This is a genomic window from Mesorhizobium sp. WSM4821 (genome assembly GCF_055901555.1).
Genome location: NZ_CM148371.1, coordinates 673,576 through 692,243 on the forward strand (window position 1 = coordinate 673,576; position 18,668 = coordinate 692,243).

Sequence of the window (18,668 nt, forward strand, 5' to 3'; positions counted from 1 at the left end):
AAAGGCGATATCGGTTTTTCCGATAGGTCAGCGGCCAATCTTCTCCGGCCGCTGACGGACCATGCGTTGCGACTGGGCAAGACCGATGAAGTCGCGCGCGGCCTGCGGCAGGCCGGAGCCGCGGCGCCAGACCATGCCGACCTGGACCACCGGCAAGGAGCCCGAAATATCGCGCGATTCGATGCGGTCGCCTTCCAGCGACCACGGCCGGTAGACGAGGTCGGGCAGCAGCGCCACGCCGGCGCCGGTGGCGACAAGGCTGCGCACCGCTTCGACCGAGCGGGTGCGGAAGGCGACATGCGGCTTGGCGCCGATCGCCGCCAGCAGTTTTCCGGTGTTCTCCTCGATCTCGTCGACGGTCAGCATGATCAGCGGCTCCGAGGCGATGTCGCCGATGCCGATGATATCGGCGCCGGCCAGCGCATGGCCAAGCGGCAGCCACAGCCGATAGGCCGAGACCTCTAGGATTTCCGACTGCAGCGCGGTGCGGTCGCGCAGGTTCGAGGTGACCATGACGGCGATATCGAGCTTGCCGCCGATCAGGAGATGCTCGAGGTAGTCGCCATTGTCCTCGATGGCCGAGATTTCGACGCCGGGATAGGCGCGGCGGTAGCGGGCGAGAAGGTCCGACAGCACATAACCGGCGACCAGCGAGGTGACGCCGAGCTGGAGCCGGCCGCCTGCCACCGCCTGATCGCCGAAGAAGGCGCGGCGCGCGTCGGAAACGTCGGCAAGGATCTTGGTCGCGTGACGCAGGAACTGGTGACCCTTGTGGGTGATGTTGAGGCCACGCGGGTGGCGCTCGAACAGTTCGACGCCGAGATCGCTTTCGAGCTCCTTGATCGCCTCGGTGACCGACGATTGCGAGATCGACAGGTTCTGCGCGGCGCCCGACACCGTGCCCTGCTCGGCGACGGCGATGAAGAACTGCAGCTGGCGGATGGTGAAGGCCATCGCCGGACTAAACACGGCGGAGGCGGCGCTGGGAAGTGGGCGATCGACATCACTTGACGATCGCAAGACTCGTAACTAATTAAGTTACATGAGACGAAACAGCAGACTGTCCTCGACCCTGCACATTCTCGTCCACATGACCGAGACGCAGGAACACGCGCTGACCTCCGAGCAACTCGCCACATTCATCCACACCAACCCGGTCGTGGTCCGCCGGACCATCGCCGGCTTGCGCGACGCCGGCATCGTCACCTCGTCGCGCGGCCATGGCGGCGGCTGGCAGCTTGGCCGTGCACCCGAGAAAATTTCGCTGGCCGAGATCAGCGCCGCGCTTGGCGAAACGCTGCTGCCGTTCGGCACCGAGCCGGAAAGCCCCGGCTGCCTTGTCGAACAAGCGGTGATGGCGGCGCTCGATGATTTTCGTGTCGAGGCCGAGAGGCTGCTGGCAGAAAAACTCAGCCGCATCACGCTTGCCGATCTCGCCGCCGATTTCCGCCGCCGTTACGAACTGATTGGAGTGACCAGCCATGCAGTATGATCTGCCAGTTACGCAGTATGATCTGATTGTCGTGGGCGGCAGCTTTGCCGGCCTGTCCGCAGCCGTCCAAGCGGCGCGGGCCCGGCGCAACGTCCTGGTGATCGACGCCGGGCAGCCGCGCAACCGTTTTGCCGAGCATTCGCATGGTTTCCTCGGACAGGACGGGCGCACGCCCGGCGCAATCCTGGACGACGCAAGACGGCAACTGCTGGCCTATCCGACAGCCAAGCTCATCGCCGGATTGGCGGACAAGGCCGTTGCCGCCGGTTCCAGCTTCGAGATCACCACGGCGCGTGGCGAAACATTCGGGGCGGCGCGGCTGGTTCTTGCCACCGGCGTGCGCGATATCCTTCCGGATGTCCCCGGGCTTGCCGAGCATTGGGGAAAGAGCGTGCTGCATTGTCCTTATTGCCATGGCTACGAGGTGGCCGGCGGTCCGCTTGGCGTGCTCGCAACCGGACCGATGTCGGTGCATCAGGCGCGATTGATCGCCGACTGGGGTGACGTCACGCTGTTCGCAAACGGCATGTTCGAGCCCGACGCGGAACAGATGCTTGCGCTGGAAAGGCGGAATGTACGGTTTGAGCCGGCCGGCGTGGCCGAACTGGAAAAGGATGGTTCGGGCGGACTGACCGTCAGGCTCGAAGACGGCCGCAAAGCCGGCGTCAAGGCACTGTTCACCGCACCGCGCAACACCATGGCGAGTCCGGTTGCCGAACAGCTCGGCTGCGGCTTGACGGAAGGTCTTCTCGGCCCGGTGATCACCGTCGACGACCGCCAGCAGACGACGGTCCCCGGAGTCTATGCCGCCGGAGATGCGGCACGATCGATGCACAACATCGCCTTCGCCGTATCAGGCGGCGCCTTCGCGGGCATATGCGCCCACCAATCGCTGGTTTTCGGTTAATGCTGTCGCCCAAAAGCATGCCCTCGGTCTTGAACCGAGGGTGCGTGGCGGTTTTGCGATAACGACATCCATAGACCAAGAAGCTAAAGCGCGTCGCATTCGTTCGTTCGAACGCGACGCGCTTTAGATCCCGCTCTCGTCGCCGGCAATGCTGAGCCGTGCGCCGGACTCGGCAAGGGCGGCGACGATGTCGCGCGGCGGCGACTGGTCGGTGGCAAGTTCGGAAAAACCGTCGAAGCCGCAGACCTGGACCAGGCCTTGGCGGCCGAATTTGGTGTGGTCGGTGATGACCAGTGTGCGCTGGCCGCGCGACAGCACCATGCGGGCGAACTCCGCCTCTTCCAGATCATAGTCCATGACGCCGGTGACGGCATCGACCGCGCCGGTGGAGATCACCGCATGGTTGACGGAAAACCGGCTGACGAATTCGATGGCCGAGACGCCGAAGGCGGCGCCCGAATCGCTGCGCAACTCGCCGCCGGCCATGTAGACCTTGTTGCCGTTGACCGTGGCCAGCGTGCGGGCGATGTCGGAGGAGTTGGTGACCACCGTCAGCCGCCGGTGCCCGAGCAGTTCGCGGGCCAGGAAAGAGGTGGTAGTGCCGGTGTCGAGCATAACCGATTCACCGTCGCGGATGGTCGCGGCAACCATGCGGGCGATGGCGCGCTTGGCATCGGCGTTCTCGCGCATGCGCCGTTCGAATGGCGCCTCGCCGGCCATCGAGGGCAGGCCGACGGCGCCATGCATCTTCAGGATCGAACCGTCACTGGTCAGCGGCTTGACGTCGCGGCGCACGGTCTCGAGCGAGACGCCTAGCCGGTTGGCCAGGCTGGCGATGGTGACTGTGCCCTCCTCCTGCAGGAGACGCAGGATTTCGCCATGCCGCTTCGAATGAATCATCGGTTCGCTCAATCGGATTGTTGCGCCGCTGACCGCTTCTAAGGCAAATCTGCCACAGCTTACAAGGAATCCTTGCGATTTCGGGCAAAACGACAGAAAAAGCCACAAATTTTCGTTGACAAGGCAGGTCAGAAGGCAGGACACTGGCTTGGTGACAGGCTCGGAACGGCCACGTGAGAATGATGGCAGAGCCGCACCAGAACTTACCTGCCCGAACGTCTGGAAGATCGTCTGGCGCAAGGGAAAAGGATTTTTTCGAATCCGCGGGGGCGGCTGCCGGCGTCAAAGAACCCGGCACAGGGGCTCGTCGGTGCGGTGCGGGATACCAATCCTGGCGTCCCGCACCGACGAGACTTTCATATTGCTCCCTCCTGCCGACCGCTATCTTTGTGTCCCCCGCGGCGCCTTGAGATCTGCCAGACGAGGGATGAATTTGTGATTGCTGAAGACCGCATCCGCGCCCTGCCCTGCTGGACCGGCAGCGTCGAGATCGAGCCGCTGCCGGGCGGCCTGAGCAACGCCAACTATCTGGTCGAGGACGCGGCCGGGCGGCATGTCGTGCGCTTCGGCCAGGACTTTCCGTTCCACCACGTCTTTCGCGAGCGCGAGGTGATGACGGCACGAGCGGCGCACGCCGCCGGCTTCGCGCCGGCGGTCCGCTATTCCGAGCCTGGCATCCTGGTGACGGAATTTCTCGGCGCCAAGACCTATGTCGCGGAAGACGTGCGCGCCAATATCGGCCGCGTCGCCGCCCTGATGCGCGGCTTCCATCGTGAGATGCCCAATCATGTCTCCGGCGCCGGCTTCATGTTCTGGGTGTTCCATGTCATCCGCGACTATGCGCGCACGCTCGAGGAAGGCAGCAGCCGCAAGCGAAGCGAGTTGCCACGCCTGTTGGCTCTGGCGGACGAGCTCGAACGGGCGCAGAAACTGCTGCCGATCGTCTTCGGCCACAATGATCTCTTGCCGGCTAATATTCTCGACGACGGCCACAGGCTGTGGCTTATCGATTTCGAATATGCCGGCTTCAACACGGCGATGTTCGACCTCGCCGGCGTCGCCTCGAACGCCAGCATGAGCGACGAAGAGTCCTTCGCCTTCCTGACCGCCTATTTCATGAAGGAGCCGGACCAGGCGATCCGCCGTTCGCACGCAGCCATGCAATGCGCATCGCTGCTGCGCGAGGCGATGTGGAGCATGGTTTCCGAGCTTTATCTCGACGCGCCCGGCATCGACTACGTCGCCTATACCGACGACAACCTGACGCGGCTGGACGCCGCGCTGGAAAACTACAGAACGAAATACGGACAGAAATCATGACATTGCCCGCCCAAGCCGAGATCGTCGTCATCGGCGGCGGCATCATCGGCTGTTCGACGGCCTATCATCTGGCGCGTGACCACAAGGCCGATGTCGTGCTTTTGGAACAGGGCAAGCTGACTTCGGGCTCCACCTGGCATGCGGCGGGGCTGGTCGGACAGTTGCGGTCCTCGGCTTCCATCACCCGCGTGCTCAAATATTCGGTCGATCTCTATATGGGGCTGGAAGCCGAGACCGGGCTGGCCACCGGCTGGAAGATGACCGGGTGCCTCAGGCTCGCCACCAATTCCGACCGCTGGATCGAGTACAAGAGGCTGGCGACGACGGCGAAAAGCTTCGGCATGGACATGCAGTTGCTGTCGCCGGCCGAGGTGAAAGAAATGTGGCCGCTGCTGGAAACCGGTGACCTCGTCGGCGCCAGTTGGCTGCCGACCGACGGCCAGGCAAGCCCCTCCGACATCACGCAGTCGCTGGCCAAGGGCGCGCGCATGCATGACGCCAGGCTGTTCGAGGAGGTACGCGTCACCGGCTTCGAGATGAAGGACGGCCGCATCACTGCGGTGAAGACCAACAAGGGCGACATCGCCTGCGACAAAGTGGTGAACTGTGCCGGGCAATGGGCGCGGCAGGTGGGGGCGCTGGCCGGCATCAACGTGCCGCTGCAGCCGGTCAAGCACCAGTACATCGTCACCGAGAAGATCGACGGATTGGCGACCGATGCGCCGACGATCCGCGACCCCGACCGCCGCACTTATTTCAAGGAGGAGGTCGGCGGGCTGGTGATGGGCGGCTATGAGCCGAACCCGCAAGCCTGGACAACCGACCTTCCCGGGGGCGATGTTCCTGACGACTGGGAATTCCGGCTGTTCGACGACGATTACGATCATTTCGAGCAGCATATGAACCAGGCGATCGCGCGGGTTCCGGCGCTCGAAACCGTCGGCGTCAAGCAGATGATCAACGGGCCGGAGAGTTTCACGCCGGACGGCAATTTCATTCTCGGCGTGGCACCCGAATGCGCCAACATGTTCGTCGGCGCCGGCTTCAACGCCTTCGGCATCGCGTCGGGCGGCGGCGCCGGCTGGGTGCTGGCGCAATGGGTGGTCGACGGCGAGGCGCCGCTCGACCTGTGGGTCGTCGATATCAGACGCTTTTGCGACCTGCACCGCGACCGGCAATGGGTTCGCGACCGCACGCTGGAAGCCTATGGCAAGCACTACACGATCGGCTTCCCGCATGAGGAGTATGCCACGGGCCGGCCGCGGATCGTGTCGCCGCTCTATCAACGGCTGCGAAAGCACCGCGCCGTGTTCGGTTCGAAGCTCGGTTGGGAGCGACCGAACTGGTTCGCGCCCGAGGGTGTCGAGCCGAAGGACGTCTATTCGATGGACCGGCAGAACTGGTTCTCGCCGGTCGGCGACGAACACCGGCACGTGCGAGAAAACGTCGGCATCTTCGACCAGTCGTCCTTTGCCAAATATGAACTGCGCGGCTCGGATGCACTGAAGGCGCTCGACTGGATCTGCGCCAACGACATCAACAAGCCGGTCGGCCGGCTGACCTACACGCAGCTTCTCAACACGCGTGGCGGCATCGAGGCCGACCTGACCGTGGCGCGGCTGGCTGAGGAAAAATTCTACATCGTCACCGGCACGGGTTTCCGCACGCATGATTTCTCGTGGATCGGCGACCATGTCGGCAAGGAGCTCGACGTGACGCTGACCGACGTCACCGAGGATTTCGGCACGCTGTCGCTGATGGGGCCGCGCGCCCGCGACGTGCTGGCCGCGGTGACCGATGCGGATGTGTCGAACACCGCTTTCCCGTTCGGACATGCGCGGGAAATCGCCATCGCCGGCCACACAATCCGGGCGCTGCGCGTCACCTATGTCGGCGAACTCGGCTGGGAGCTGCATGTGCCGATCGCGGCAACGGGCGAGATCTTCGACGCGCTGATGGCGGTGGGCGAGAAGCACGGCATCCGCCCGGTCGGCTACCGGGCGCTGGAATCGCTGCGGCTGGAAAAAGGCTACCGCGCCTGGGGCTCCGACATCACGCCCAACGACACGCCGCAGGAGGCCGGCCTCGGCTGGGCGGTGAAGCTCCGAAAGAACACGGATTTCGTCGGCAGGCGGGCGCTTGAAAGGCTCGACGGCGCCGCGCTGAAAAAGCGCTTTGCCGGCTTCACGGTCGACGATCGCGAAATCGTTCTGCTCGGGCGCGAGACGATCCTGCGCAACAGCGAGCCGGTCGGCTACCTGACCAGCGGCGGCTATGGCTACACGGTCGGCAAAAACATCGGCTACGGCTATGTGCGCAACGCCGACGGCGTCAGCGACGACTTCCTAATCTCCGGCGATTACGAGCTGGTGGTGGCGATGGAGCGGACGCCGGCACGGATTCACCTTCAGTCGCTCTACGATCCTGCCGGAGACAGGGTCAAAGCGTAGCTTCAACTCACGCGCAGAACCAGGCCGCGGCTGGGCACGGTATCCGCCTCACCCGGCATCGAGACATAGGGCGGCGTTTCCTCGGCGCGCGTTATGACGCCCCTCGCCTCGAGCTCGGCGATCCGCGTGGCAAATCCCGCGTCCCAGAGCGTGTTCTTGACCGTCAGCACGATGATGCCATCCGGCCGGCAGATGCGGATCAGTTCGTCCAACCCCTCGACGCCGACATGGCCCGAGGTGAAGACCCCGGCCGATACGATCCCGGCATAGGCATCGTCGGCGAAAGGCAGCGGTCCGCCGAGCGCCAGGCAATGCAGCGCCGAATAGACGCCCTTGCGCGTGGCATGGGCCAGCATGCCGGCAGAGATGTCGAGCGCCTCGACCCGTGGATAGCCCGTGATGGCAAGCCATTCGCCGATGAGGCCGGTGCCGGCCCCGGCGTCAAGCAGCGGTGCCGCGCCCCGCGGCAGATGGCGGGCAAGCAGGGCAAGGCAGATGGTCGGATGGCGATAACCGACCGCCGACATGTCGGCGTCGTAAGTGTCGGACCAACTGTCATAGAGGGCCGCCACGTCCTCGGGGCGCTTTGCCGCATAGGCCGCGGCGAGCGGGTCTTCGTTCTTCTTGTCCGTCATCCCGGTCCCGTCCGCCGACTCGTGGCTCATACGCCATCCGAATGATAGCCAAATGGCGAAAATTGTGGAACCGTCGCCGCGAGAAAATAACGATGTGTGAATAGGGGGCGAAGCGATGGAGGTTGATGAGGCGCGCGCCAGGCTTGCGGCCATTCCGGTGCTGGCCGGCTATGACGGCCCGCTTGAACGCCTCGGCGGCCTCACCAATTTCGTCTTCAGGGCTGGAGATGCCTGCCTGCGCATCCCCGGCAACGGCACCGAGGAATACATCAACCGCGTCAATGAGGCGGTGGCGGCGCAGGAAGCCGCCAAGGCCGGCGTCAGCCCCGATGTGCTGCATGCCGACGGCAGAACGGGCGTCATGGTGACGCGCTTCATTGCCGGCGCCGAGACGATGTCGCCGGAAAAGTTCAAGATCCGGCCGGGCAGCCCGGCGCGCGCCGGCGAGGCTTTACGCAGACTGCACACATCGGGGGCGGTCTTCCCCTTTCGCTTCGAGCTGTTTGCGATGATCGGCGACTATCTGAAGGTGCTGTCGACCAAGGATGTCAGCCTGCCCGTGGGCTACCACGACGTCGTTCGCGAGGCCGAAACCGTGCGCTCCGCGCTTGCCGCCAATCCCCTGCCGATTGTCGCCTGCCATTGCGATCCGCTGTGCGAAAACTTTCTCGATACGGGCGAGCGGATTTGGATCGTCGACTGGGAATATTCGGGGATGAACGATCCGCTCTGGGACCTTGGCGACCTCAGCGTCGAAGGAAAGTTCGATGCGGCGCAAGATGGAGAGCTGATGCACGCCTATTTCGGCGCGGAGCCGACGCCGGTGGAGCGCGGCCGTGTCGTCATCTACAAGGCGATGTGCGATCTCCTGTGGACGTTGTGGGGACTGATCCAGCTTGCCAACAACAATCCGGTCGACGATTTCCGCGCCTATGCCGACGGGCGTTTTTCGCGCTGCAAGGCGCTGATGGAAACGCTGGAGTTTTCAGGGCATCTGGCGGCCGTGCGCGCGGGCTAGAGCAATTCCCTACGAGAGCGGTCCAGAATTCCCGCGATCCAGTAAAAGGCTTGAATGCTTAAAAGCGCATCGCGATTTTTTGCAGGGCAGGCGACATGACTTAGAGCAAAGCGCTGGACGTCAGCCTCTATTGGAAAACCCGCTCTATTTCACTCATCGTCACTGTATCGTCGGACTTTTTGCAGTACCAGACGATCAGCGCGATAGGGCCGATGGGGAATAATCCCGCAAGAAGCTGATGCCAACCGCTTCTGTTGATGTCATGCAGCTGGCGAGTGGTCGTGGAGTGTCGGCACAAGGACGGCAAGATTCCAAAGAGATGAGATAATCATTATTCACAACAGTATCAGCTATCATGGCAACGACAGAGACGATGAAAATGAAGGGGTAGGAATACCAGAACTCCGAGCGGCTGGCTCTGCCTGAAAAAGTCACATAATTTCGGAACGAGCTTGAAATAGCTTCCGCAAAGTTCATGGCAGGCCACCACGCGACGCGGTTACGCCTCGTTGCTTCAGTTCACGCCCTTGGGCACGTTTTCGGGCGGTACCGTGTCGACCACCTTCTGGCGATGGAAGATGAACAGGCCGGCCAGCACGATGATGGCCGAGCCGATCAGGATGCGTGGACCGGGCACGTCACCGAAGAAGGCCAAGCCAAAGATCACGGCCCACAAAAGCAGGCTGTAATGCAGCGGCGCCAACGTCGAGGCGGGCGCCAGCTTCAGCGCCCTGGTGATCATCAGATGCGCACCGCAGGAGACGATGCCAAGAAGCAGCATGGCGCCGAAATCGAGCGAGGACGGCGTTTGCCAGTTGCCGATGGTGAGAACTCCGCCGACCAGCAACGTGCCGATGGTTTGCCAGGTAACGAGCGAGGTGTCGCTGGTGCCACGCAGCCGGCGGTTGAGGATGATGGCGAAGGCGAATGAAATGCTCCCGGCCAGAGCGAAGCTCGACGACAGCGAAAACGCGGCCGAGGACGGCTTCAGCATGATCAAAACGCCGCAGAAGCCGACCAGGATCGCCATCCAGCGGCGCCAGCCGACCTTTTCACCGAGCAACAGGTGCGATAGCGCCGCAACGTAGATCGGCCCCGCCATGTAGAAACTCATGACGTCGGCGAGCGGCAGATAGACGACGGCGGCATAGAACAGCGCCGTGTCGAGCGTCGTCATGACCACGCGCAGGACCTGCAGCTCAAGGCGCTCCATGTGGAACAGCTTGGCCGTGCCCTGACGCGCGATCATCGGGCCGAGCACGAAAAAGGCGCCGATGGAACGGATCAGAACGACCTGGCCGACCGAAAAGCTGGCGACCAGCCACTTGCCCATCGCATCGTTCAACGCAAACAGGAAATCGCCGGCCAGCATCAGCAGAATGCCGGCCAAAAGCACGTTCCCGATCGTCGAATTCTGGGCTGTTGGCTCCGCCATGCCGATCTCGCTTCCTCCCGCATGAAGCCCGGTGAGCCGGGTCGTAGACGCAAGCAGCCGCTTTGACGAGCGGAAATCGGGAAAGCGGCCAGACCAGAGCCGGAAATCGGCTGGGCCTACACTGGTGCAGGCCGTCCAACAGTGCGCAGCGATTTTGGGATGACGACATGCATAAAACAAGAAAGCGCGTCGCATGAATTGCTTACACGCGACGCGCATTAGATCGCGGATTGAACGGCCTACTTCGGCCGCGGCCGGATGATGATCGGGCCATAGATCACCGGCCTGTCCCAAGGATCGAAAGCCGACGCGCTTCTCAGGTCCGCGCGGCGCGCGAGATCGATGCGCTGCAGACATTCGGCGAACGCATCATTCTTCCTGACGAAGCCGTAGGACCGGCATTTCGCCTCGTCCGCGGCACGGCGGTCTTCCGCCGTCATGCAACCTGTACAGATTGCGGCCAGCGCGACCACCATCGCCGTCTTGCACCACATGCTGTCCTCCTGGCATAAAAGTGGAGACTGGTTGTAGACTTAAGATCGGAACCCATCAATCCGATCGCCGCGCGGGGTTTTGACCTACCTGGCCTGGTGGGGCGGACGATGCCTGCGGTTCACCGTTCCCGGCCGTCCCGCGATCGAAAGCCGCGTGTCCTGCCTGGTCCGCTCGGCCACCACCTTGCCCCTGGCGATGACGCACAGGCGCTCGGGGCGCAGGCGCAACGCCTCGACCGGATCGCCGGCGTCGAGGACGACGAGACTGGCGCGCTTGCCGACCGCCAGGCCGAGATGGTCAAGGCCCATGATGGCGGCATTGACATTGGTGACCATGTCGAAGCACCGCGCCATGTCGGCCGGACTCGACATCTGGGCGACGTGAAGACCCATGAAGGCGACGTCCAGCATGTCGGCGGTGCCCAGCGAATACCAGGGGTCGAGCACGCAATCCTGGCCCCAGCCGACGCGGATGCCGTGGGCAAGCATCTCCTTGACCCGCGTCAGGCCGCGGCGTTTGGGAAAGGTGTCGTGGCGGCCCTGCAGCATGATGTTGATCAGCGGATTTGGGACCGCCGAGACGCCTGCCTCGGCGATCAGCGGCAGCAGCTTCGAGATATAGTAATTGTCCATCGAGTGCATCGAGGTGAGATGCGAGCCGGCGACCCTGCCCTGCAGGCCGAGGCGCTGCGTCTCATAGGCGAGCTGCTCGATATGGCGCGACAGCGGATCGTCGGTCTCGTCGCAATGCAGATCGACCATGAGGCCGCGCTTTGCCGCGATTTCGCACAATTCCGTCACCGAGCGTGTGCCATCGGCCATGGTGCGCTCGAAATGCGGAATGCCGCCGACGATGTCGACGCCCATGTCAAGCGCGCGGATGGTGTTGTCGCGCCCCATCGGCGAGCGATAGAACCCATCCTGCGGGAAAGCGACCAGTTGCAGGTCGATATAGGGCGCGACCGTCTTCTTCACGTCGAGCAGGGCTTCGACCGCCAGCAACCGGTCGTCGCAAACATCGACGTGGGTGCGGATGGCGAGCAGGCCCATCGACACCGCCCAGTCGCAATAGGCGAGCGCGCGCTCGCGCACCGCTTCGTGCGTCAGCAGCGGCTTCAGCTCGCCCCACAGTGAAATGCCTTCCAGCAGCGTGCCCGACGCGTTGATGCGCGGAATGCCCAGGGAGAGCGTCGCATCCATGTGGAAATGCGGATCGACGAAAGGCGGCGAGATCAGATTGCCATGGGCGTCGATCGCCGTGCCCGCGGTTACGTTCAGTTCGCGCTCGATGGCCGCGATCGTCTCGCCGACGATGCCGATATCGGCGGTCGTGCCGTCGGGCAGCATGCCGCCGCGAACGATAAGGTCGAAATTCATCTGTCGTCATCCCTTTTCAGAATCACACTCCGGCGCCGCGTGTCCTCTTGGACGCGCAAGGACGCTGCAGCACTTTGATTTTGCGCATGATCCCCAGCGAAAATCGATTCCGATTTACGGGTCATGCGCACGTGGCGCACAGATTGCCGCAGCCGCTTCTTTCCTCGGCGGCGAATGGTTCCATCCGGCCGCAACTCGCTCTATAAGCCGCCTTTCGTTGTCGCGGTTTCAGGGATCAGCCGTTTGTTTCGATTTTTCCGCTCGTCGGAGAACCTGCACCTCGTCGTGAGGCTGCTGAGGGAATCATTCCGCAGACACATGTTCGGCTACAGCATCGCCATACTGGCAATGCTGGTGGTGGCCGGCATGACGGCAGCCAGCGCCTGGATCATGCGCGACATCACCAACGAATTCATGATCTCGCGGGACGTCAAGCGGATCTACCTGATCGCGGGCGCGGTCGCCGCGATCTTCATAATCAAGGGCGTCGCCAGCTTCGTCCAGGCCTATTTCCTCAGCCGGGTCGGCAACAGCATCATCGCCGAGCGGCAGCGCAAGATCTACGACCGAATCCTGGCGCAAGGCATCGAATTCTACCACTCGACCTCCTCGTCCGACCTGATCACCCGCATGACCAACAACGCACAGGCCGCGCGTAGGGTGCTCGACCTCGTCGTCACGTCCTTCGTGCGGGATCTGGTTTCGCTCATCGGCCTGCTGCTGGTCATGTTTATCCAGCAACCGGCGCTCTCGCTGGTTTCCTTCATTGTCGGGCCGGCGGCGATCTATTTCGTCAACCGCATCCTCAAGCGGATCCGCAAGATCACCGAAATGGAATTCCGCTCCATCGGACAGATCGTGCAGGTGATGCAGGAAACGACGATCGGCGTGCGCGTCGTCAAGTCTTTCAATCTCGAGGATTCGATGCGCAAGCGCATGCACAAGGCGGTTTCCGATGTCGAAAGCCGGGCCAACAGCATCGCGACGCTAGAGGCCGGCACCAGCCCGATCATGGAAACGCTGGCCGGGCTGGCCATCGCCGGCGTCATCCTGGTCAGCGGCGTTCTCGTCGTGCAGGGCGGGCAGACGCCCGGCAGCATCATGGCCTTCATCACCGCGCTCCTGCTTGCTTACGAGCCGGCAAAGCGCCTTGCCCGCGTCCGCATCTCGCTGGAGACCGGCATGGTCGGGGTGCGCATGATGTTCCAACTGGCCGACCGGCCGCTGACGCTGGCCGAAAAGCCCGATGCCAAGCCGCTTCTGCCTGGCCCGGGCGAAATCCGCTTCGACGATGTGAGCTTCGCCTATCAGGATGGCCAACCCGTGCTGGAACATTTCGACCTGACCTTCGCGGCCGGCAAGATGACGGCGCTGGTGGGACCTTCGGGCAGCGGCAAGTCGACCATGCTGAACCTGGTCATGCGCATGTACGATCCCGACAGCGGCAAGGTGCTGTTCGACGGCCAGGACATTGCGCACGCCACGCTCGCTTCGCTGCGGCAGAAGATCGCCTATGTCAGCCAGGATACGTTCCTGTTCGCCGGCACGGTGATGCACAACATCCGTCTCGGGCGGCAGGACGCGAGCGACGAGGACGTGATCGCCGTCGCCAAGGCTGCCAATGCCCACAACTTCATCGTCGCCATGGCGGAAGGCTACGACACGGAAGTCGGCGAGAACGGCGCCCGGCTTTCCGGCGGCCAGCGCCAGCGCATTTCGATCGCGCGCGCCATGCTGCGCAGTGCGGAGATCCTGCTTCTCGACGAGGCGACCAGCGCGCTCGACGCCGAGTCCGAGGCGCTGTTTCGCGAGGCGCTGCAGCAGCTGACGGCCGGACGCACGACCATCGTCATCGCCCACCGCCTGTCGACCGTGCACCAGGCCGATACGATCGTGGTGCTGGAAGCCGGCAAAGTGGTGGAAAGCGGGTCGCACCGGACGCTGCTCAACCAGGGCGGGCTCTACCAGAAGCTTTATGAATACCAGTTGATACCTTGAGTGGCATGTTGCCGGGCGTTGGAGCCGTGCCCCCTCATCCGGCCTAGGCGCAAACCTACTCCGGCACGTACCGTACCGCACCCTTGGCAGCACTTGTCGCCATCGACGCATAGGCGCGCAACGCGGTCGTGACCTTGCGCTTGCGCTTTTCCTCGGGCTTCCAGGCGGCATCGCCCCTAGCCTCCATCGCCGCGCGGCGGGCTGCGAGTTCGGCGTCGCTGACCGCAAGACGAATGGAGCGGTTGGGAATGTCGATCTCGATCGTATCGCCCTCCTGCACCAGCCCGATCAGCCCACCTTCCGCCGCCTCCGGCGAGGCATGGCCGATCGAAAGGCCGGAGGTGCCGCCGGAAAAGCGGCCATCGGTGATGAGCGCGCAGGCCTTGCCCAAGCCTTTCGACTTGAGATAGCTGGTCGGGTAGAGCATTTCCTGCATGCCGGGGCCGCCGCGCGGCCCTTCGTAGCGGATGACAACGACATCGCCGGCCTTGATCTCGTTCGACAGGATCGCCTTGACGCTGGCGTCCTGGCTTTCGAACACCCGGGCCGGGCCGGTGAATTTGAGGATGGATTCGTCGACGCCGGCGGTCTTCACGATGCAGCCGTCGAGCGCCAGATTGCCTTTCAGCACGGCAAGGCCGCCATCCCTCGAGAAGGGGTGTTCGGCCGAGCGGATGGCACCTTTCTCGCGGTCGAGATCGAGTTCGTCCCAGCGGCGGTCCTGGCTGAAGGCGACCTGCGTCGGCACGCCGCCCGGCGCCGCCAGAAAGAAATCGCGAACGTTCTGGCTGGTCGTGCGCGAGATGTCCCAATGGTCGAGGGCTTCGCCGAGGCTTGCCGTATGCACCGTCGGCAGGTCGCGGTTGATCAGCCCGGCGCTGTCGAGCTGGCCGAGGATCGCCATGATGCCGCCGGCGCGGTGGACGTCTTCCATGTGAACATCGGATTTCGCCGGCGCCACCTTGCACAGGACAGGTACCCGCCGCGACAGCCGGTCGATGTCCTCCATGGTGAAGTCGACCTCGCCCTCATGCGCCGCAGCCAGAATGTGCAGCACGGTGTTGGTCGAGCCGCCCATGGCGATGTCGAGCGTCATGGCGTTCTCGAAGGCGCCCTTCGAGGCGATGCTGCGCGGCAGCGCGGTTTCGTCGTCCTGCTCGTAGTAGCGCTGGGCGAGATCGACGATCAGATGGCCGGCCTCGACGAACAGCCGCTTGCGGTCGGCATGGGTGGCCAGCGCCGAGCCATTGCCGGGCAGCGAGAGGCCGAGCGCCTCGGTCAGGCAGTTCATTGAATTGGCGGTGAACATGCCCGAGCAGGAGCCGCAGGTCGGACAGGCCGAGCGCTCGATGGTCTTGACGTCCTCGTCGGAGATCTTGTCGTCGGCGGCCGCAACCATGGCGTCGACCAGATCGAGCGCCTGCGTCCTGCCGGCGAGCACCACCTTGCCGGCTTCCATCGGCCCGCCGGAGACGAAGACGGTGGGAATGTTGAGGCGCAGCGACGCCATCAGCATGCCCGGCGTGATCTTGTCGCAATTGGAGATGCAGACCATGGCGTCGGCGCAGTGGGCGTTGACCATGTATTCGACCGAGTCGGCGATCAGCTCGCGCGACGGCAGCGAATAGAGCATGCCGTCATGGCCCATGGCGATGCCGTCGTCGACGGCGATGGTGTTGAACTCCTTGGCCACGCCGCCGGCCTTTTCGATCTCGCGGGCAACCAGCTGGCCGAGATCCTTGAGATGGACATGGCCTGGCACGAACTGGGTGAAGGAATTGACCACGGCTATGATCGGCTTGCCGAAGTCCGAATCCTTCATCCCGGTGGCGCGCCACAGGCCGCGGGCGCCGGCCATGTTGCGGCCATGGGTGGTGGTGCGGGAACGATAGGCGGGCATGCGTCTTTCCTTGCTGACTGGCGCGCGCTGGACTGGCCGAGCCGCGGAGCGGAATTCGGGTCGCAGGCGTTATAGACGCCGGGGTGTGGTCTGGCCACAATTTTGCGATGCGCCAGAACCTCCAAAAAAATCGTCGCCCGGGTGTCGGGTCGTGCTGTGCTCGAACGTCCTTGAGCAACGGCAGGGCAATTAACACCGACGCCAAGCCGGGCCGTTTCACTGTGATAGCCAACTGCAACGCCGAGGAGCAAGCAAATGCAGAAGATCACCCCCTGCCTGTGGTTTGACGACCAGGCCGAGGACGCGATGAACCACTACATCTCCATCTTCAAGAATTCGAGGGTGCTGAGCGTGATGCGCTGGCCCAAGGGCAGCGGCGATCATGAGGGAAAGGTGTTGGTGGCCGAATTCGAGCTCGACGGCGTGCGGTTTCAGGCGCTCAACGGCGGGCCGCAATTCAAGTTCACCGAGGCAGTCTCGCTGTCCATCAACTGCAAGACGCAGGAAGAGGTCGACCATTTCTGGAACAGGCTAATCGAGGGCGGTGGCGAGCCCAGCCAGTGCAGCTGGCTGAAGGACAAATTCGGCCTTTCCTGGCAGGTCGTTCCCGAGCAATTGCCGAAGCTGCTGCAGGATCCCGACAAGGAAAAGGCCGGCCGGGTGATGCAAGCGATGATGCAGATGAGCAAGATCGACATCGCCAAGCTCGAAGAGGCAGCCAAGGGGTGAGTGCGATCACGCCAATTATCGATCTGGCGCCGCCCCTCATCACCCTGCCGGGCTTTCTCCCCGTAAAACGGGGAGAAAGCGGCGGACCGCAACCTCGGCATCCTTCCTGCAACGTTGGTGATTGGCGAAATCATCGATGACGGCGTCCTTCTCCCCGTCGCTATACGGGGAGAAGGACCCGGCAGGGTGATGAGGGCAGCGCAAACGCCTGTACGGGTGGGCGAGACTCAACCTGAAGCGATCGCCTAGTGACTTCCGGAACTACTCACGTCGCACAAGCAGCGCATCAAGCCGCCTTGTCGCGGACCTGATAATCCTTGACCGCGGCGAAGCGGATCGCCTTCCAGCGCTCGGCCTCGTAGTTGAGCGAAAAGGCGTGCTGGGCCAAAAACACCGGGTCGTGGTCGAGGTCGCGGGCGATATCGCCGCGATGCGCCTCGATGAAGCGATGCACCTCGGCCTTGTCGTCGGCCGAGATCCAGCGGCAGACGGAAAAGCGCGACATCTCGAAATCGACGGGCAGCGCGTATTCGACGTTCAGGCGCTCTTTCAGGACGTCGAGCTGCAGCGCGCCGACGACACCGACGATCGCCGGTGAGCCGTCCTCCGGCGAGAACAGTTGCACGACGCCTTCCTCGGCCATCTGGTGCAGCGCTTCCTTCAGCTTCTTGGCCTTCATCGCGTCGCCGAGGCGGACGCGGCGCAGGATTTCCGGCGCGAAATTCGGCACCCCGCGAAACAGGATCTCCTCGCCCTCGGTCAGCGTGTCGCCGATGCGCAGCGTGCCGTGATTGGGGATGCCGACCACATCGCCGGCAAAAGCCTCGTCGGCGGTGACGCGGGTACGGGCAAAGAAGAATTGCGGCGCCGACAGCGACATCGGCTTGCCGGTGCGCACCAGCTTGGCCTTCATGCCGCGCTCGAGCTTGCCCGAGCAGACGCGGACGAAGGCGATGCGGTCGCGGTGGTTGGGGTCCATGTTGGCCTGGATCTTGAAGACGAAGGAGGTCATCTTGTCCTCGGTCGCCTCGACCTTGCGGGTGTCGGCTTCCTGCGCGCGCGGCGGCGGTCCGTAGGCGCCAAGCGCTTCGATCAGGTCGCGCACGCCAAAATTGCGCAGCGCCGAACCGAAATAGACCGGCGTCAGATGGCCCTCGCGAAACGCGTCGATGTCGAGCGGACGGCAGGCTTCGCGCGCCAGCTCCAGCTCCTCGATGAAATCCTCGCGCTCGTTTTCCGGCAACAGGCCGGCGACGCGGTTGGAGTCGGGACCGTTGACCGGCGTGCGTTCCTTTTCCGCGTCGCCCCTGCGCACCGCGTTCAGCGCCAGGTGATAGGTGCCGGAAAAGGTTTTTCCCCGGCCGATCGGCCAGGTGACGGGTGCCGTATCCAGCGCCAGCTTCTGCTCGATCTCGTCGAGGATCTCGAACGGGTCGCGGCTTTCGCGGTCCATCTTGTTGACGAAGGTGATGATCGGAATGTCGCGCAGCCGGCAGACCTCGAACAGCTTCAGCGTGCGCGGCTCGATACCCTTGGCGGCATCGATGACCATGACCGCCGCGTCGACCGCCGATAGCGTGCGATAGGTGTCGTCGGCAAAATCCTCGTGGCCGGGCGTGTCGAGCAGGTTGAAGACATTGTCCTCGTACTCGAAGGTCATCACCGAGGTGACGACCGAAATGCCGCGCTCGCGCTCAATCTTCATCCAGTCCGAGCGGGTCTGGATGCGGTCCTTCTTGGCCTTGACCTCGCCGGCAAGCTGGATGGCGCCGCCGAACAGAAGCAGCTTTTCGGTGAGCGTCGTCTTGCCGGCGTCGGGGTGCGCGATGATCGCGAAAGTGCGGCGGCGCGCCACCGCGTGCGTGATGTCTTCAGCCAATTTATGGAATCCCATGTGGTGCGCGGCTTCTAGCAGCGCTTTTGTGGCCTGTCGAACAGTTTTGGGTGGATGGCCCGCTCGCCCGGCCTTGAGATAGGATCGCCGCAACGACATCAGAAGACCCGATTCGACAA

Annotated in this window: 16 protein-coding genes and 1 pseudogene; 7 read left to right on the top strand and 10 right to left on the bottom strand. The window is 63.5% G+C overall.

Annotated elements, in window-relative coordinates; genetic code table 11:
• Positions 1-27 precede the first annotated feature (27 nt).
• On the bottom strand, positions 28-954 hold the full coding sequence (locus AC0NID_RS03045) for a LysR family transcriptional regulator (RefSeq protein ID WP_473450705.1): 927 nt from the start codon (positions 952-954) through the stop codon (positions 28-30).
• Positions 955-1,042: 88 nt separating this feature from the next.
• Between AC0NID_RS03045 and AC0NID_RS03050 the strand changes: the two genes are divergently transcribed.
• Both AC0NID_RS03050 and AC0NID_RS03055 read left to right on the top strand, forming a co-directional pair.
• Entirely contained in the window at positions 1,043-1,492 is a 450-nt protein-coding gene (locus AC0NID_RS03050; RefSeq protein WP_473450707.1) for an RrF2 family transcriptional regulator, read from the top strand.
• Positions 1,482-2,399, top strand: a complete 918-nt coding sequence (locus AC0NID_RS03055; RefSeq protein WP_473450709.1) for an NAD(P)/FAD-dependent oxidoreductase — start codon at positions 1,482-1,484, stop codon at positions 2,397-2,399. Before AC0NID_RS03050 ends, AC0NID_RS03055 begins: the two co-directional genes overlap by 11 nt.
• Positions 2,400-2,522: 123 nt before the next feature.
• Here AC0NID_RS03055 and AC0NID_RS03060 read toward each other — a convergent pair whose 3' ends face one another.
• Positions 2,523-3,299, bottom strand: a complete 777-nt coding sequence (locus AC0NID_RS03060; RefSeq protein ID WP_473450711.1) for a DeoR/GlpR family DNA-binding transcription regulator — start codon at positions 3,297-3,299, stop codon at positions 2,523-2,525.
• 435 nt (positions 3,300-3,734) lie between these two features.
• Between AC0NID_RS03060 and AC0NID_RS03065 the strand changes: the two genes are divergently transcribed.
• Both AC0NID_RS03065 and AC0NID_RS03070 read left to right on the top strand, forming a co-directional pair.
• The gene (locus AC0NID_RS03065) at positions 3,735-4,619 is read left to right on the top strand and encodes a phosphotransferase (protein WP_473450713.1); all 885 of its coding nucleotides are present in this window, start codon (positions 3,735-3,737) and stop codon (positions 4,617-4,619) included.
• A complete protein-coding gene (locus AC0NID_RS03070; RefSeq protein WP_473450715.1) occupies positions 4,616-7,069 on the top strand; it encodes a GcvT family protein in 2,454 nt (817 codons plus the stop codon). The genes AC0NID_RS03065 and AC0NID_RS03070 overlap by 4 nt, the downstream gene beginning before the upstream one ends.
• Positions 7,070-7,071: 2 nt before the next feature.
• On the opposite strand, the gene AC0NID_RS03075 is transcribed toward AC0NID_RS03070, so the two are convergent.
• On the bottom strand, positions 7,072-7,704 hold the full coding sequence (locus AC0NID_RS03075) for a class I SAM-dependent DNA methyltransferase (RefSeq protein WP_473451481.1): 633 nt from the start codon (positions 7,702-7,704) through the stop codon (positions 7,072-7,074).
• Positions 7,705-7,819: 115 nt separating this feature from the next.
• On the opposite strand from AC0NID_RS03075, the gene AC0NID_RS03080 reads away from it, so the two are divergent.
• A complete protein-coding gene (locus AC0NID_RS03080; protein WP_473450717.1) occupies positions 7,820-8,722 on the top strand; it encodes a phosphotransferase in 903 nt (300 codons plus the stop codon).
• A 127-nt stretch (positions 8,723-8,849) separates the two neighbouring features.
• Here the strand turns inward: AC0NID_RS03080 and AC0NID_RS03085 are convergent, their stop codons facing one another.
• From AC0NID_RS03085 to AC0NID_RS03105, 5 genes and pseudogenes are all read right to left on the bottom strand, one after another.
• Complete coding sequence (locus AC0NID_RS03085) at positions 8,850-9,029, bottom strand: DUF805 domain-containing protein (protein WP_473450718.1); 180 nt, start codon at positions 9,027-9,029, stop codon at positions 8,850-8,852.
• A 77-nt stretch (positions 9,030-9,106) separates the two neighbouring features.
• A pseudogene (locus AC0NID_RS03090) lies at positions 9,107-9,199 on the bottom strand (DUF805 domain-containing protein); the annotation flags it as partial.
• A gap of 37 nt (positions 9,200-9,236) precedes the next feature.
• Positions 9,237-10,157 carry a DMT family transporter gene (locus AC0NID_RS03095; RefSeq protein ID WP_473450720.1) on the bottom strand — a complete coding sequence of 307 codons (921 nt, stop codon included), beginning with the start codon at positions 10,155-10,157 and terminating at the stop codon, positions 9,237-9,239.
• Positions 10,158-10,396: 239 nt separating this feature from the next.
• On the bottom strand, positions 10,397-10,651 hold the full coding sequence (locus AC0NID_RS03100) for a hypothetical protein (RefSeq protein ID WP_473450722.1): 255 nt from the start codon (positions 10,649-10,651) through the stop codon (positions 10,397-10,399).
• Between the two features lie 84 nt (positions 10,652-10,735).
• Positions 10,736-12,028 (bottom strand): amidohydrolase family protein, encoded by a 1,293-nt coding sequence (locus AC0NID_RS03105; protein WP_473450724.1) that lies wholly within the window; start codon positions 12,026-12,028, stop codon positions 10,736-10,738.
• A gap of 243 nt (positions 12,029-12,271) precedes the next feature.
• Between AC0NID_RS03105 and AC0NID_RS03110 the strand changes: the two genes are divergently transcribed.
• Positions 12,272-14,026: an ABC transporter ATP-binding protein gene (locus tag AC0NID_RS03110; RefSeq protein ID WP_473450726.1), complete on the top strand. Its 1,755-nt coding sequence runs from the start codon at positions 12,272-12,274 to the stop codon at positions 14,024-14,026.
• Between the two features lie 55 nt (positions 14,027-14,081).
• Here AC0NID_RS03110 and ilvD read toward each other — a convergent pair whose 3' ends face one another.
• Entirely contained in the window at positions 14,082-15,926 is a 1,845-nt protein-coding gene (gene ilvD / locus AC0NID_RS03115; protein ID WP_473450728.1) for a dihydroxy-acid dehydratase, read from the bottom strand.
• Between the two features lie 255 nt (positions 15,927-16,181).
• Between ilvD and AC0NID_RS03120 the strand changes: the two genes are divergently transcribed.
• Entirely contained in the window at positions 16,182-16,655 is a 474-nt protein-coding gene (locus AC0NID_RS03120) for a VOC family protein (protein WP_473450730.1), read from the top strand.
• A gap of 286 nt (positions 16,656-16,941) precedes the next feature.
• Here AC0NID_RS03120 and AC0NID_RS03125 read toward each other — a convergent pair whose 3' ends face one another.
• Positions 16,942-18,534 (bottom strand): peptide chain release factor 3, encoded by a 1,593-nt coding sequence (locus AC0NID_RS03125; protein WP_473450731.1) that lies wholly within the window; start codon positions 18,532-18,534, stop codon positions 16,942-16,944.
• Positions 18,535-18,668: the final 134 nt, after the last annotated feature.

Excerpts from the sequence above, each read along its gene's own strand:
- AC0NID_RS03045 (WP_473450705.1), bottom strand. The coding sequence starts at position 954 with ATGGCCTTCACCATCCGCCAGCTGCAGTTCTTCATCGCCGTCGCCGAG.
- AC0NID_RS03050 (WP_473450707.1), top strand. The coding sequence starts at position 1,043 with ATGAGACGAAACAGCAGACTGTCCTCGACCCTGCACATTCTCGTCCAC.
- AC0NID_RS03055 (WP_473450709.1), top strand. The coding sequence starts at position 1,482 with ATGCAGTATGATCTGCCAGTTACGCAGTATGATCTGATTGTCGTGGGC.
- AC0NID_RS03060 (WP_473450711.1), bottom strand. The coding sequence starts at position 3,299 with ATGATTCATTCGAAGCGGCATGGCGAAATCCTGCGTCTCCTGCAGGAG.
- AC0NID_RS03070 (WP_473450715.1), top strand. The coding sequence starts at position 4,616 with ATGACATTGCCCGCCCAAGCCGAGATCGTCGTCATCGGCGGCGGCATC.
- AC0NID_RS03075 (WP_473451481.1), bottom strand. The coding sequence starts at position 7,704 with ATGACGGACAAGAAGAACGAAGACCCGCTCGCCGCGGCCTATGCGGCA.
- AC0NID_RS03080 (WP_473450717.1), top strand. The coding sequence starts at position 7,820 with ATGGAGGTTGATGAGGCGCGCGCCAGGCTTGCGGCCATTCCGGTGCTG.
- AC0NID_RS03095 (WP_473450720.1), bottom strand. The coding sequence starts at position 10,157 with ATGGCGGAGCCAACAGCCCAGAATTCGACGATCGGGAACGTGCTTTTG.
- AC0NID_RS03100 (WP_473450722.1), bottom strand. The coding sequence starts at position 10,651 with ATGTGGTGCAAGACGGCGATGGTGGTCGCGCTGGCCGCAATCTGTACA.
- AC0NID_RS03105 (WP_473450724.1), bottom strand. The coding sequence starts at position 12,028 with ATGAATTTCGACCTTATCGTTCGCGGCGGCATGCTGCCCGACGGCACG.
- ilvD (WP_473450728.1), bottom strand. The coding sequence starts at position 15,926 with ATGCCCGCCTATCGTTCCCGCACCACCACCCATGGCCGCAACATGGCC.
- AC0NID_RS03120 (WP_473450730.1), top strand. The coding sequence starts at position 16,182 with ATGCAGAAGATCACCCCCTGCCTGTGGTTTGACGACCAGGCCGAGGAC.